Origin of the sequence: Pseudomonas putida, assembly GCF_022627325.1 — a bacterium.
Classification (GTDB): domain Bacteria; phylum Pseudomonadota; class Gammaproteobacteria; order Pseudomonadales; family Pseudomonadaceae; genus Aquipseudomonas; species Aquipseudomonas putida_X.
Genome location: NZ_JAETZZ010000014.1, coordinates 17,324 through 30,495, shown reverse-complemented (window position 1 = coordinate 30,495; position 13,172 = coordinate 17,324). Strand labels below are relative to the sequence as shown.

The following is a 13,172-nucleotide window of genomic DNA, read 5'->3' as shown; positions in this document are numbered from 1 at the left end:
CAGGTAAGCCGGCCCGCCTGCGGACAGCGCCGCAAGCGGGCCAGCCGAGCTGAACCCTTACTCTGAAGCCAGCCGGCTCTTGTTCTGGCGGTCCGACTTGTACTGCATCGCGACGGCCGGTGCGGGTTTGGCGGTGCCAGTCTCAAGCCACTGGCGCATGCGGCTGGCATCGGCAAAGTGGGTGTACTTGCCGAAGGCATCGAGGATCACCATGGCCACCGGGCGGTTGTCCATGCGCGTGAGCAGCACCAGGCAATGCCCGGCCTCGTTGGTGAAGCCAGTCTTGGTCAGCTTGATGTCCCAGTTGCTCTTGTTGACCAGGTGGTCGGTGTTGCGAAAGCCCAAGGTGTAGTTGGGCTTGCGGAAGGCCACGGTTTTTTCGCGGGTGGTCGACAGCTCGCTGAGCATCGGGTATTTGCGTGACGCCATCAGCAGTTTGGCCAGGTCGCGGGCGCTGGAGACGTTGTGCGTCGACAGGCCGGTTGGCTCGACATAGCGGGTGTGGGCCATGCCCAGGCTGCGGGCTTTGGCGTTCATGGCCTTGATGAAAGCCGGGTAGCCCCCTGGGTAGTGGTTGGCCAGGGACGTGGCGGCGCGGTTTTCCGACGACATCAGGGTGATGAGCAGGGTTTCGCGGCGGTTGAGCTGGCTGCCCAGGCGCACGCGCGAGTACACGCCTTTCATGTCCGGGTTGTTGGCGATGGTCATGGTGAGCATCTCATCCATGGGCAGCTTGGCGTCCAGCACCACCATCGCGGTCATCAGTTTGGTCACCGAGGCAATCGGTACCACTCGGTCGGCGTGGCTCGAATACAGTTCTTTGTTGGTATTGAGGTCGATCAGCAGGGCGCTGCCGGAAGCCAGATGCAGCTTTGAGGGGTCGCGTTGAATCTGGGCTGGGGGTTGTGCAGCAGCGGTCGACGGTAGGGTCGCGGTACCTGTGAGCAACAGCAGCAGGCTGAGGATGGACAGGGTTGTTTTCACGTTCAGGCTCACTAAAAGTTGGTATGTCGTTGGCTGTGCAAGGGTTTTCCCCAAAAACCGCTGCATTGTGGAGTATGGCTCAAGTGCTGTCGAATACTCGTCGAGCCACTTGGCTGAAATGAAAAAACCTTCATGCTGTAACGGTTATGCTCCATCCGTTCGTCGGTTTCACGCCGGCAAAAAAAGACCCGCCGAAGGCGGGCCAGAACAGGGCAGAGAGCAACGCACAACACATTCATTTCAAGCGAGCAGGCAGTCGTCCTTCAGTCGATCGGCAAGGGCCTGGGCGGATGCACGGGTTGCCAACGGTCCGCTGACCGCTTCACCGTTGCGCACCAGGTACCAGCATGCCAGCAGCCCCTGCTCACGCAGAGTCGAGGGGACGGCACTGCCGACGACGGACATGATCTGAATAGTGGCCATAGGGACCTCCTGTAAACATGCCGCTACCTTACGCAGTGGCCAGCGAGGTTTGAAATCGACTCGCTCAATAGTGTTCATCAGCTTTATCAACTGTTCTCGACGCTGCCGTACTATCGCCCGTAGCACTGTCAGCTGAGCGCAGGGAAACGGTAAAGGTTGTGTAAGGACGATAAACGGGCAGGTCTGTTACGCTGAACAAACGTTTCAGCTACGAACAAGGAGCGATTGATGACGTCAACTCCCAGCAGAGACACCGTGCTGTGCATTTCCCTGGCGGGCCGGCCAGGCCACTTTGGCGTTCGCTTTCATAACCACCTGTACCGGCAACTGGGCCTGGATTACTACTACAAGGCGATGAGCACCCATGACTTGCCGGCCGCTGTGGCAGGTATCCGCGCGCTGGGCATCCGCGGCTGTGGTGTTTCCATGCCGTACAAGGAGGCCTGCATGGCCTTGGTCGATGAGGTTGACCCGTCGGCGGCAGCCATCGAGTCGGTGAACACGGTGGTCAACACGGCAGGTCATCTGAAAGCCTACAACACCGACTACCTGGCAGTGCGGCAGTTGCTCGAACAGCATCGTGTCGACCCGTCCACAGCCTTTGCCCTGCGCGGCAGTGGTGGCATGGCCAAGGCGGTGGCCAGTGCGCTGCGCGATGCGGGGTTCAAAGAGGGCGTCATCGTCGCCCGCAATGAGCAGGCGGGGCGGCAGCTGGCTGATGTATGTGGCTACCGTTGGGTCGCCGAGCTGGGTGACCGGTGCCCGCCGATGCTGGTGAATGTGACGCCGATCGGCATGGCAGGCGGGCAAGAGGCCCACCAGTTGGCGTTCAGCGAGAACGCCATCGCCGCCGCGCAGCGGGTCTTCGATGTGGTGGCGATGCCGGCGCAAACGCCCTTGATCCAGCACGCCCAGGCCCTGGGCAAGCCGGTGATCACCGGTTTGGAAGTAATCGCGTTGCAGGCCCTGGAGCAATTCGTGCTGTATACCGGCGTGCGACCTACACGGGAGCAGGTCGAGGCTGCAGTGGCCTACGCCCGGGGCGCCTAGCGCCGCTTTTGCGGCCTCCTCGCGGGCATAGCCGTGAGGAGGCCATCCATACCCACATTCAGAACGCCTTGTGGCCCTTGTCCAACTGCTGGTCCACCAGGGCCCGGCCATGGGCCAGCGACACATGCTGAGCATTCTCAAGGTCTGAGAAGAATTTCATCGGCATGGACAGGCGCTTGCTGGTGTGGCCTTGCGGATCGGTGATCAGGCAGCCCGCAGAGTAGGGCAGAGGGGAGTCGGGATGAGGCATCACACTGGCGGTGATGGTGTGGTTGCGGTATTCACAGTGAAGAGATTGCATCGTCCTTACCTCGCTGTGGCTAGTGAAGCTGTTACCTTCATATACCACAGCGAGGGGCCGGGAGTTCCCGGCCTGACGAGCGCGAGCCGACGAAGCTCACAGGTTTGGATCAGCCCTTGAGTTCAGAGGGCTGAATCACCTCGACCCAGTAACCGTCCGGGTCCTTGACGAAGGCCAGGTGGTTCATGCGGCCGTCTTCCAGGCGTTTCTGGAACGGTACGTTCAGCGCTTCGAAGCGGGCGCAGGCCGTGCGAACGTCCGGTACCGAAATGCAGATATGGCCGAAGCCACGTGGGTCGGTGTTGCCGTTGTGATAGGCGAACGCCGGGTCGTTTTCAGTACCGTGGTTGTGGGTCAGTTCGAGCACGCCGGGGATCGACTTCATCCACTGATGGCGCTCGGCGTCGTCGGCCGGAATCTGCGCTGGGTCGACCAGGGCCAGGAAATACAGGCTGAAAGCCGCTTCCGGGAAGTCGCGTTTGTCGACCAGGCGGAAGCCCAGGACACGGGTGTAGAAGTCCAGCGACTTCTCGATGTCCTTGACCCGCAGCATGGTGTGGTTGAAGACGAATTGAGCAGTGGCGTTGTCGGGCTGTGCGGTGACGCCAGGCAGGTTTTGCAGATCGTGCAGGCTCATGGGTACTCCAGGAACGGGGCTGGCAGCGGGGCCAGCGGAACAGACAGGAGAGCCATGATACGGCAGTGAACCGATTGCGCAAATGAAAGCGCCCTGCACGAGTGCAGGGCGCTGGAATTAGAGGCCCGCGTGTGCGGGCGCGTGATGGGGTCGCTAGTCCTTTAGCTGTCTCGATATTGAGCCTGCCCTTGTGAAAAAAGTGTGAAGCACGCGTTGACGTTTCATCAGCGCAGCCAACTTTCCACCGTGCCGGCCCCGTACTGTTCTTTCCACGCCTTCAACCCGCGGTGGTTACCACCTTTGGTTTCGATCAGCTCGCCGGTGTGCGGGTTTTCATACACTTTCACCACGCGCGGGCGGCGTTGTTGCTTTGGCGCACTGGGTGCGGCGCCCCGGGTGACGGCCTTGGGATCGAGGATGGCGATGATGTCGCGCAGACTTTTGTCATAGCTTTTCATCAGGCCGACTAGTTTCTGCTCGAATTCGATTTCACGTTTTAGGCCGGCATCCTTTTTCAGCGCCTCCAGTTGAGCCATCTGTTCCTGGAGCGCTTTTTCGGCAGCACGAAACTCTGCAAGTCTGGACACTGTAATCACTCCTGTACGGCATCTGTGGCAGGGCGTGACGAACATTGAAGAGAAATAACGCCGGCCACGCGGTGGGTTTTAACTGTTCGCTGATAACGAGTGTAGACACTTGTGGCAATTGGGTAAACCGCAAACTTTTCCAATTAACCAGGGAACTTTACAAGTGTTTCGTGCGGTAATTGCGATGTGCGGGAGGCTGCCAGTGCAGCGTTTCTAGACCATGGTCCAATGGTGCGGGCCAGCGCCTTCACGCAATCATTTGCCATGAGGGTCGGGCATTGTTCGGCCGGGTCTTGTCTGCGCCGCGCGCCTTCGCCGTGCATTGTTTTCTGCCTTTCTCTGGATGTTCCCTCGCATGTTTGCCCCTTTTTCTCCCGCCTCTGGGCGCCGAGTTGCCGGCCTGTTGCTGATGTGTGCCGGTGCGCACGCCCAGGCCGCCGGATTTGTTGAAGACACCCGGGCCAAGGTCGAAGCCCGCACCGTTTATTTCAACCGGGATTTTCGTGACGGCCACAGTACTTCCAGCCAGGGCGCGTCCAAGCGGGAAGAGTCGGCGCAAGGCTTCATGCTCAATGTGCAGTCGGGTTATACCCAAGGCCCGGTAGGCGTCGGTGTGGATGCAGTGGGCCTGTTGGGTATCAAGCTCGATTCCAGCCCGGCGGACAGTAACAGCGGTTTGTTGCCTTCTTCGGGTCATCACCCAAGGCACGCGGCTGACCAATACGCGAAGCTCGGCCTGGCCGCCAAGGTCAAGGTGTCCGCTACCGTGCTCAAATACGGTTCGCTGATGCCCGATGTTCCCCTGTTGAAATACAACGATGGTCGCCTGTTGCCGACGATGTTCCACGGCGCCATGCTCACTTCCGAAGAAGTGCGCGACATGAAGTTCACGCTGGCCCGCCTGAGCAAGTACACCGCCCGCGATTCAACCGACCGCCAGGACATTCGCGTGCATTGCAAGAACAAGCGCTATGCCTGTGATATCGAAGCCGGCCACTTCGACCTGGCAGGGCTGGATTACCGCTTCAATGAGCGGGTCAGTGCTCACTACCAAGTAGCCAAGCTGGAAAACATCTACCGCCAGCACTTTCTTGGCCTGGGCGCCAGCCAGCCGCTTACGGTGGGCAGCCTGTCGGCCGACCTGCGCCTGATCAAGAGCGATGATATCGGGAATGCCCGGGCAGGCCAGATCGATCACCGCGCCTTCAGCGGGATGCTCGGGTACAGCCTGGGCGGCCACAAGGTCAGTGCGGGCTGGCAGCGCATGTATGGCGAAAATGCTATGCCGTACCTCGATGGCAGCAACCCGTACTTGGTCAACTATGCACAGGTCAACGACTTCGCCGCCGCGCAGGAGCGCTCATGGCAGTTGCGTTACGACTATGACTTCAAGGCCCTGGGTGTGCCGGGGCTGACGTTTTTCACCCGTTACATCAATGGCAACCACATCAAGGTCCCGGGCAGTAATGTCCAGGGCAAAGAGTGGGAGCGCGACACCGAGTTCAAGTACCAGGTACAGAGCGGTACTTTCAAAGACGTCAGCGTGCGCCTGCGCAATTCCACTTACCGCAGCAACTACGAAAAGTGGGCGCGTGACATGGACGAAACACGGGTCATCGTCAGCTATAGCTTCTCGATCTTTTGAGTGCACTTTGCCAAACACTCGCTACCGGCCGACAATGGCTGCTGGTGCATGTTCAGGGCGAAGGCATGAAAGACCTGTTGTTGATTGGTATCGGCCCGGGCGACCCACGCCAGGTGACCTTTGAGGCCGTCGAGGCGTTGGGTCGCGCTACCGTCTTCTTCGTGCTCGACAAGGGTTCGGACAAAGACGATCTGGTTAGCCTGCGCAAGGCCATCGTCGATCGTTACAGGCCGCAGGGCGGCTACCGCTGGGTACAAGTAGCGGACCCCCAGCGGGATGCTGAGGCGCACGATTATGTGACTGCGGTCCAGGACTGGCACCACCAGCGCGCAGCCCTGTACGCCCGGCTGATAACCGATGAAATGCGCAGTGAGGATGTCGGCGCCTTTTTGCTATGGGGCGAGCCGGGCTTGTATGACAGCACCCTGCGCGTTCTGCAGTTGGTTCGCGAACGTGGGGTGGCATTGCGCCTGCAGGTTATCCCGGGCATCAGCAGTGTGCAGGCGCTGGCGGCGCGGCATCAGGTGGCGCTCAACCGTATAGGCGAACCGGTGGTGGTTTTACCGGGGCGGCGTCTGGCGCGACAGGGGCAGATCGACAATGTGGTGGTGATGCTCGACGGGCAATGCGCTTTTACCCACATCGACGACCCTGGGCTGGTGATCTATTGGGGGGCTTACCTGGGTACGCAGGACGAAGTGCTGATCGCCGGGCCTTTGCAGGCAGTGAAAGCGCAGATTCTGCAGGTGCGCGAAGAGGCGAGGGCGCGCAAGGGGTGGATCATGGACACGTATTTGTTACGGCGCGAGGCATGGGCTTGAGGCGGCCTCTTCACGGTAAACCGCGAAGAGGCGCTACCGAGGTCAACGCTGATCCAAAATTGCGGACACTTTATCGCGCAACTGATCGATGCTGAACGGCTTGCCAATCATGTGCATGCCCTCGGGCACATCGAGGCTTTCGGCGTAGCCGCTGGCAAACAGCACAGGCAGGGTGGGCCGCAGAGCACGGGCCCTTGCTGCCAGTTCTTCACCGCGCATGTCCGGCAGGCCGACATCGGTCATCAGCAGGGCCAGCGACTGGTCTGGGTCTTCAAGGATCGTCAGCGCGGCGTGGGCGCAGTTCGCCTCGAGGGTTTCGTAGCCCAGTTCGTCGAGCACATCGACCATCAACATACGGACGATGTCGTCATCTTCGACTACCAAGAGGTGCATTTTGTGATCCTGTACCAGAAGAATGTCTTTATTCTGTGCGCCGGCCAGCGTCAGAAGTTCCATGAGGATACCGATCGTTACGATTGGATGGAACGATTGCTGAAGGTAACCTTCAAATACTGGCTAAATGCCCTGCCACGGCCAGCAAAGCTGGTTAGACTCGCTATAAACCGGTGAGCGCGGCGGCATACTAAGAACAGGCTTTATCCGCCACACCGTTCAATGGACTTTTTCGCTCGGGCGTCTTCAAATGATTCAAGCAGCCTCGATGGACCAGCAAAGCTTCCGCAAGCTGTTGAGCCGCAACATCGGCCTGCCCCTTGGGGTGGGCCTGCTCGGTGCCGTAGCTTTCGTTGCGGTCATCAACTACCTGTTGTCGGCCATGCAGTGGGTCGAGCATACCGATCGGGTGATCGGCAATGCCAATGAAGCGATCAAGTTGTCGATCGACATGGAAACCGGCATGCGCGGGTTTCTCATCACCGGTGACGAGCGCTTCCTGGACCCCTACGAGGTTGCCAAACCCAAGATCAAGGGCAGCCTCACCAGCCTGCGCGGCATGGTCGAGGACAACCCTCAGCAGGTCGACCGCATCGACCGCCTGATCGCCCTGCAGGACGCCTGGAATGACTTCGGTGGCGAGATGATCGCCCAGCGCCGCGATGGCGGAGATTATCGCCAGTCGGTCGTCAACGGCCGCGGTAAACGCATCACCGACGAGATCCGCAAGGAATTCGATGACCTGGTCGACACTGAGCAGCAGCTGCGCATGGCCCGCAACGAGAAGGTCAGCAACGTCACGTTGACCGCCATCTCGGCGTTCGTGCTGTTGATCGTTGGCCTGAGCGCCTTGCTGGCCTACCTGGGGCGCCGCGACCTGATGGCGCTGTCTACCAGCTACGATGACAACCTCAAGGCCCAGCAGCACTCGGCCGAGCGCCTGGAACAGCAGGCCTGGTTGCGCAACGGTCAGACCCAGCTGGCCGAACAGGTGCTGGGGCAGCTGACCCTGCCGATGCTTGGCGAAAACATCCTGCGCTTCTTCGCCAGCTACCTGGGTAGCGTGGTCGGCGCGCTGTACGTGCGTGACGGCCACGGCCGCCTGGTGCGCGTGGCCAGCTATGGCCTGGACGCTGAGGAGCAGGGCCGCGAACAGGTGCTGGCGGCCCACGATGGCCTGCTGTCGCAGGCGGTACGCGAAGGCCGCCTGCTGCGCCTGGATGACCTGCCCGAAGACTACTACCGTCTCAGCTCCGGCCTGGGTAGCGGCTTGCCGCGCAGTGCCTTGCTGATGCCGGCCATCGACGATGGCCAGATCAACGGCGTGATCGAGCTGGGCTTCCTGCGGCCGTTGCAGGAGCGTGACGACGAGCTGATGGAGCGTGTGGCTGGCAACCTCGGCATGTCCATCGAAAGCGCCCGCTACCGCCAGCGCCTCCAGGAAGTGCTGGCCGAGACTCAGCAGCTCAACGAAGAGCTGCAGGTGCAGCAGGAAGAACTCAAGACTGCGAACGAGGAGCTGGAAGAGCAGTCCCGCGTGCTCAAGGAGTCCCAGGCTCACCTTGAGACCCAGCAGGCCGAGCTCGAGCAGACCAACGAGCAACTGTCCGAGCGCACCGATGCCCTGGATCGCAAGAACGACGAGCTGCTTCAGGCCCAGCAAGAACTGCAGGCCCGCGCCGACGACCTGCAGCGCTCGAGCAAGTACAAGTCCGAGTTCCTCGCCAACATGTCCCACGAGCTGCGCACGCCGCTCAACAGCTCGCTGATCCTGGCCAAGCTGCTGGCGGAGAACGGCGAGGGCAACCTCAGCGCAGAGCAGGTCAAGTTCGCCGAGTCCATCTATTCGGCCGGCAATGACCTGCTCAACCTGATCAACGACATTCTCGACATCGCCAAAGTCGAGGCAGGCAAGCTTGAAGTGCGCCCCGAGACCACTCAGCTGGAGCGCCTGGTCGAAGGCCTGCGCGGCATGTTCCTGCCGCTGGCCGAGCACAAGGGCCTGGCTTTCCAGGTCAAGGTCGAGCCCCCTGTACCGGCGACACTGTTCACCGACCGCCAGCGCCTGGAGCAGATTCTCAAGAACCTGCTGTCCAATGCCATCAAATTCACCGACCACGGTCAGGTCAGCCTGACCATCAGCCACCAGGCAGGCGCGGGCATCGTGTTTGCCGTGCGCGACTCGGGCATCGGTATCGCCCCCGACCAGCAGCAGGCGATCTTCGGCGCCTTCCACCAGGTGGATGGCAGCAGCAACCGCCGCTATGGCGGCACCGGGCTGGGCCTGTCGATCTCCCGCGACCTGGCGCATTTGCTCGGTGGGCAGATCAGCGTCGACAGCAGCCCTGGCCAGGGCAGTGTGTTCAGCCTGACGATGCCCGAACGCTACGAAGCCGAGGCCGAGGAAATCGAGGCCCACAGCCTGCGACCGGCAGTCGACACCTTGCCGCCGGCGCCCCAGGTCGCCACGGCAGCGTTGCCGAAACTGCCCGCACCGACCTTCGCCGATGACCGCGAGCACGCCCCGTTCGGCAACCGCTGCATCCTGGTGATCGAGGACGAGCCGAACTTCGCCCGTATCCTCTTCGACCTGGCGCACGAACTGGGCTACAGCTGCCTGGTGGCCCAGGCCGCCGACGAGGGCTTCGCACTGGCCGCCCAGTACATTCCCGATGCGATCCTGCTGGACATGCGCCTGCCCGACCACTCCGGCCTCACCGTGTTGCAGCGCCTCAAAGAGTTGGCTGGCACCCGCCATATCCCGGTGCACATCATCTCCGTGGAAGACCGCGTCGAGGCGGCCATGCACATGGGGGCGGTGGGCTACGCGGTCAAGCCGACCAGCCGCGAAGAGCTCAAGGAAGTGTTCGCGCGCCTGGAAGCCAAGCTCACGCAGAAGCTCAAGCACATCCTGCTGGTGGAGGATGACGACCTGCAGCGCGAGAGCATCGCCCGCCTGATCGGCGACGACGATGTCGAGATCACCGCCGTCGCCCTGGCACAGGACGCCCTGGCGTTGCTGCGCGAGAACATCTACGACTGTATGATCATCGACCTCAAGCTGCCCGACATGCTCGGCAACGAGCTGCTCAAGCGCATGACTGCAGAAGATATCCGGTCATTCCCACCGGTGATCGTCTATACCGGGCGCAACCTCACCCGTGAGGAAGAGGCCGAACTGCTCAAGTATTCGCGTTCGATCATCATCAAGGGCGCACGCTCGCCAGAGCGTCTGCTCGACGAGGTGACGTTGTTCCTGCACAAAGTCGAATCGCAGCTGTCCCATGAGCGCCAGCGCATGCTCAAGACCGCGCGCAGCCGTGACAAGGTCTTCGAAGGGCGCAAGGTGCTGCTGGTGGACGACGATGTGCGTAATATCTTCGCCCTCACCAGTGCCCTGGAGCACAAGGGCGCCATCGTCGAGATCGGCCGCAACGGGCGTGAGGCCATCGAGCGGCTGGAGCAGCATGATGACATCGACCTGGTGCTGATGGATGTGATGATGCCGGAAATGGATGGCTTCGAGGCTACCCGCCTGATCCGCCAGCAGCCGCGCTGGCGCAAGTTGCCGATCATCGCCGTGACCGCCAAGGCGATGAAGGATGACCAGCAGCGCTGCCTGCAGGCCGGCGCCAATGATTACCTGGCCAAACCGATCGACCTGGACCGCCTGTTCTCGTTGATCCGTGTGTGGTTGCCGCAACTGGAGCGAATTTGATTAGCGAGCGCAACACCGACATCGAGATCAGGCTGCTGATCGAGGCGATCTACCTCAAGTACAGCTACGATTTTCGCAACTACTCCGGCGCGTCGATCAAGCGCCGGATACTCCATGCCCTGCGCCAGTTCGATTGCGCTACGGTGTCGTCCCTGCAGGAACGGGTGCTGCACGACCCGGGCATGTTCATGCAGTTGCTGCAGTTCCTGACGATCCCGGTCAGCGAGATGTTCCGCGACCCGAGCCACTTTCTTGCCCTGCGCAACGAGGTGGTGCCGCTGTTGCGCACCTGGCCGTCGATCAAGATCTGGATCGCGGGCTGCAGCACCGGCGAAGAGGTGTATTCGATGGCCATCCTTTTGCGCGAGGAAGGCCTGCTGGAGCGCACCATCCTGTATGCCACCGATATCAACCCGCGCTCCCTGGACAGGGCCAAGCAGGGCATCTACTCGATGCAGAGCATGCGCGAGTATGAAGAAAACTACCGCCTGGCCGGCGGGCGGCGCGACTTTGCCGAGTACTACACCAGCGCCTATGGCAACGCCATCATGGACAGCAGCCTGCGCGACAACGTGACCTTCGCCGACCACAGCCTGGCCACCGACAGCGTGTTCTCCGAAACCCAGCTGGTGTCGTGCCGCAACGTGCTGATCTACTTCAACAAAGAGCTGCAGGACCGCGCCCTGGGGCTGTTCCATGAGTCCTTGTGCCACCGTGGCTTTCTGGTGCTGGGCAGCAAGGAATCGGTGGATTTTTCCGCTTATAGCGACCGTTTCGAGCCGCTGGTCAAGCCCGAACGGATCTACCGCAAATCATGAAGGGCATAAGCGCGGTGGTGATCGGGGCTTCGGCGGGCGGCGTGCAGGCACTGTTTCAGGTGCTCGGCGGCTTGCCGCCGGCATTCGCGACGCCGGTGCTGTGCGTGCTGCACCTGCCCGATGGCCGTCACAGCCATCTCGCCGACGTGCTGCAGCGGCGCCTGCACAGGCCGGTGCACGAGGCGCGGGACAAAGAGGCCATCGCCCCTGGCCAGATCTACGTGGCGCCGCCCGGTTATCACCTGTCGGTCGAGCAGGATCTGAGCCTGTCGCTGAGCCAGGAGGAGCCGGTGCATTTCTCGCGCCCGGCCATCGACTTCCTGTTCATCTCGGCAGCCGATGCCTATGGCGCGGGCCTGCTGGGTGTATTGCTCACAGGCGCCAACGAGGACGGCGCCAAAGGCCTTGCCTACATCAAGAACAGCGGCGGCCGGACTGTGGTCCAGGACCCCCGCGACGCCCAGGTAGCGCTGATGCCGGAGGCCGCTTTGGCGCTCCACCAGCCCGACCTGATTCTTTCTTTGAGCGGTATCGGGCAATTGCTCGCCAACCTGGAATCCAGTGCATGCTAAGCCACATCACCGCCAAACTGCTGATCGTCGATGATCTGCCGGAAAACCTCCTGGCCCTCGACGCCCTGATTCAGGGCCAAGACCGCGAGGTGCACAAGGCCCAATCTGCGGAAGCCGCATTGTCGTTGTTGCTGGAGCACGAATTCGCCCTGGCCATTCTCGACGTGCAGATGCCGGGCATGAATGGCTTTGAACTGGCCGAACTGATGCGCGGCACGGAAAAGACCCGCAATATCCCGATCGTCTTCGTCACCGCTGCCGGGCGCGAGATGAACTACGCCTTCAAGGGCTACGAAAGCGGCGCGGTAGACTTCCTCTATAAGCCGCTCGATACCCTGGCGGTGAAAAACAAGGTCACGGTATTCGTCGATCTTTATCGCCAGCGCAAGGGGCTCGACAGCCAGTTGCAGGCGCTTGAGCGCAGCCGCCAGGAGCAGGAGCTGCTGCTCACGCAGTTGCAGGTGGCGCGCAGTGAGCTGGAGCATGCCGTGCGCATGCGCGACGACTTCATGTCGATCGTGGCCCACGAGGTGCGTACACCGCTCAACGGCCTTATCCTCGAGACCCAGCTGCGCAAGATGCACTTGGCCCGCGGCAGCCTCGAGGCGTTCAGCCCTGACAAGCTGCAAGCCATGGTCGAGCGCGACGAACGGCAGATCAATAGCCTGATCCGCCTGATCGAAGACATGCTCGATGTGTCGCGCATCCGCACCGGCAAGCTGTCGCTACGGCCCAAGTTGTTCGACCTGGGCCAGCTGGTGCGTGGCCTGGTGGAAAACTTCACCGCCCAGGCCACCGCGCTGGGCACGCACATCGATCTGCAGCGCTGCGATGGCCTGCAGGGTGAGTGGGATGAATTCCGGATTGAACAAGTACTGGCCAACCTGTTGTCCAATGCGTTGCGTTATGGCGAACGCCAGCCGGTCGAGGTGCGGGTATTCGAGCAGGCGGGCATGGCCTGGGTGCAGGTGCAGGATCACGGCATCGGCATCAGTGGCGTGAACCAGCAACGGATTTTCCAGCAGTTCGAGCGCGTTGCCACTCAGCAGGCCAGTGCCGGGCTGGGGTTGGGGCTGTATATCTCGGAGCAGATCGTCAGCGCCCATGGCGGGCAGATCCAGGTGCAGAGCGAGGAAGGCAAGGGCGCCACGTTCACCCTGCAATTGCCGCTGACGCGGCAGACCGAACAAAACGATCAGGAGCGGGCAACCTCTGCCTGAGCC

The 13,172-nt window shown here is 61.5% G+C and carries 13 protein-coding genes; 7 read left to right on the top strand and 6 right to left on the bottom strand.

The window, feature by feature from the left end; translation table 11 throughout:
* Positions 1-57 precede the first annotated feature (57 nt).
* A complete protein-coding gene (gene pbpG / locus JNA92_RS20700; RefSeq protein ID WP_241806404.1) occupies positions 58-984 on the bottom strand; it encodes a D-alanyl-D-alanine endopeptidase in 927 nt (308 codons plus the stop codon).
* A gap of 240 nt (positions 985-1,224) precedes the next feature.
* Positions 1,225-1,407, bottom strand: a complete 183-nt coding sequence (locus JNA92_RS20695) for a hypothetical protein (protein WP_012313987.1) — start codon at positions 1,405-1,407, stop codon at positions 1,225-1,227.
* A gap of 228 nt (positions 1,408-1,635) precedes the next feature.
* On the opposite strand from JNA92_RS20695, the gene JNA92_RS20690 reads away from it, so the two are divergent.
* Positions 1,636-2,457, top strand: coding sequence for a shikimate 5-dehydrogenase (locus JNA92_RS20690; RefSeq protein WP_241806403.1), 822 nt, complete (start codon positions 1,636-1,638; stop codon positions 2,455-2,457).
* 58 nt (positions 2,458-2,515) lie between these two features.
* Here the strand turns inward: JNA92_RS20690 and JNA92_RS20685 are convergent, their stop codons facing one another.
* The 3 genes from JNA92_RS20685 to JNA92_RS20675 all read right to left on the bottom strand — a co-directional run bounded on the left by JNA92_RS20685 (position 2,516) and on the right by JNA92_RS20675 (position 3,982).
* On the bottom strand, positions 2,516-2,758 hold the full coding sequence (locus JNA92_RS20685; protein ID WP_241806402.1) for a hypothetical protein: 243 nt from the start codon (positions 2,756-2,758) through the stop codon (positions 2,516-2,518).
* Between the two features lie 109 nt (positions 2,759-2,867).
* Entirely contained in the window at positions 2,868-3,395 is a 528-nt protein-coding gene (gene gloA / locus JNA92_RS20680) for a lactoylglutathione lyase (RefSeq protein ID WP_241806401.1), read from the bottom strand.
* A 224-nt stretch (positions 3,396-3,619) separates the two neighbouring features.
* A complete protein-coding gene (locus JNA92_RS20675) occupies positions 3,620-3,982 on the bottom strand; it encodes a histone-like nucleoid-structuring protein, MvaT/MvaU family (protein ID WP_241806400.1) in 363 nt (120 codons plus the stop codon).
* 355 nt (positions 3,983-4,337) lie between these two features.
* Between JNA92_RS20675 and JNA92_RS20670 the strand changes: the two genes are divergently transcribed.
* Positions 4,338-5,627 (top strand): OprD family porin, encoded by a 1,290-nt coding sequence (locus JNA92_RS20670; protein WP_241806399.1) that lies wholly within the window; start codon positions 4,338-4,340, stop codon positions 5,625-5,627.
* Positions 5,628-5,692: 65 nt separating this feature from the next.
* Positions 5,693-6,448, top strand: coding sequence for a precorrin-6A synthase (deacetylating) (cobF, locus tag JNA92_RS20665; protein WP_241806398.1), 756 nt, complete (start codon positions 5,693-5,695; stop codon positions 6,446-6,448).
* A gap of 42 nt (positions 6,449-6,490) precedes the next feature.
* Here the strand turns inward: cobF and JNA92_RS20660 are convergent, their stop codons facing one another.
* On the bottom strand, positions 6,491-6,841 hold the full coding sequence (locus JNA92_RS20660) for a response regulator (protein WP_241806511.1): 351 nt from the start codon (positions 6,839-6,841) through the stop codon (positions 6,491-6,493).
* 250 nt (positions 6,842-7,091) lie between these two features.
* Between JNA92_RS20660 and JNA92_RS20655 the strand changes: the two genes are divergently transcribed.
* The 4 genes from JNA92_RS20655 to JNA92_RS20640 are packed head-to-tail and all read left to right on the top strand — an operon-like array spanning position 7,092 to position 13,169.
* Positions 7,092-10,559 carry a response regulator gene (locus tag JNA92_RS20655; protein ID WP_241806397.1) on the top strand — a complete coding sequence of 1,156 codons (3,468 nt, stop codon included), beginning with the start codon at positions 7,092-7,094 and terminating at the stop codon, positions 10,557-10,559.
* A complete protein-coding gene (locus tag JNA92_RS20650; RefSeq protein ID WP_241806396.1) occupies positions 10,556-11,377 on the top strand; it encodes a CheR family methyltransferase in 822 nt (273 codons plus the stop codon). Before JNA92_RS20655 ends, JNA92_RS20650 begins: the two co-directional genes overlap by 4 nt.
* Complete coding sequence (locus tag JNA92_RS20645) at positions 11,374-11,949, top strand: chemotaxis protein CheB (protein ID WP_241806395.1); 576 nt, start codon at positions 11,374-11,376, stop codon at positions 11,947-11,949. The genes JNA92_RS20650 and JNA92_RS20645 overlap by 4 nt, the downstream gene beginning before the upstream one ends.
* Positions 11,943-13,169 carry a hybrid sensor histidine kinase/response regulator gene (locus JNA92_RS20640; protein ID WP_241806394.1) on the top strand — a complete coding sequence of 409 codons (1,227 nt, stop codon included), beginning with the start codon at positions 11,943-11,945 and terminating at the stop codon, positions 13,167-13,169. The genes JNA92_RS20645 and JNA92_RS20640 overlap by 7 nt, the downstream gene beginning before the upstream one ends.
* The last annotated feature ends 3 nt before the right edge of the window (positions 13,170-13,172 follow it).

Coding starts and splice junctions, on each gene's coding strand:
- JNA92_RS20695 (WP_012313987.1), bottom strand. CDS start 1,407: ATGGCCACTATTCAGATCATGTCCGTCGTCGGCAGTGCCGTCCCCTCG.
- JNA92_RS20690 (WP_241806403.1), top strand. CDS start 1,636: ATGACGTCAACTCCCAGCAGAGACACCGTGCTGTGCATTTCCCTGGCG.
- JNA92_RS20685 (WP_241806402.1), bottom strand. CDS start 2,758: ATGCAATCTCTTCACTGTGAATACCGCAACCACACCATCACCGCCAGT.
- gloA (WP_241806401.1), bottom strand. CDS start 3,395: ATGAGCCTGCACGATCTGCAAAACCTGCCTGGCGTCACCGCACAGCCC.
- JNA92_RS20670 (WP_241806399.1), top strand. CDS start 4,338: ATGTTTGCCCCTTTTTCTCCCGCCTCTGGGCGCCGAGTTGCCGGCCTG.
- cobF (WP_241806398.1), top strand. CDS start 5,693: ATGAAAGACCTGTTGTTGATTGGTATCGGCCCGGGCGACCCACGCCAG.
- JNA92_RS20660 (WP_241806511.1), bottom strand. CDS start 6,841: ATGCACCTCTTGGTAGTCGAAGATGACGACATCGTCCGTATGTTGATG.
- JNA92_RS20655 (WP_241806397.1), top strand. CDS start 7,092: ATGATTCAAGCAGCCTCGATGGACCAGCAAAGCTTCCGCAAGCTGTTG.
- JNA92_RS20645 (WP_241806395.1), top strand. CDS start 11,374: ATGAAGGGCATAAGCGCGGTGGTGATCGGGGCTTCGGCGGGCGGCGTG.
- JNA92_RS20640 (WP_241806394.1), top strand. CDS start 11,943: ATGCTAAGCCACATCACCGCCAAACTGCTGATCGTCGATGATCTGCCG.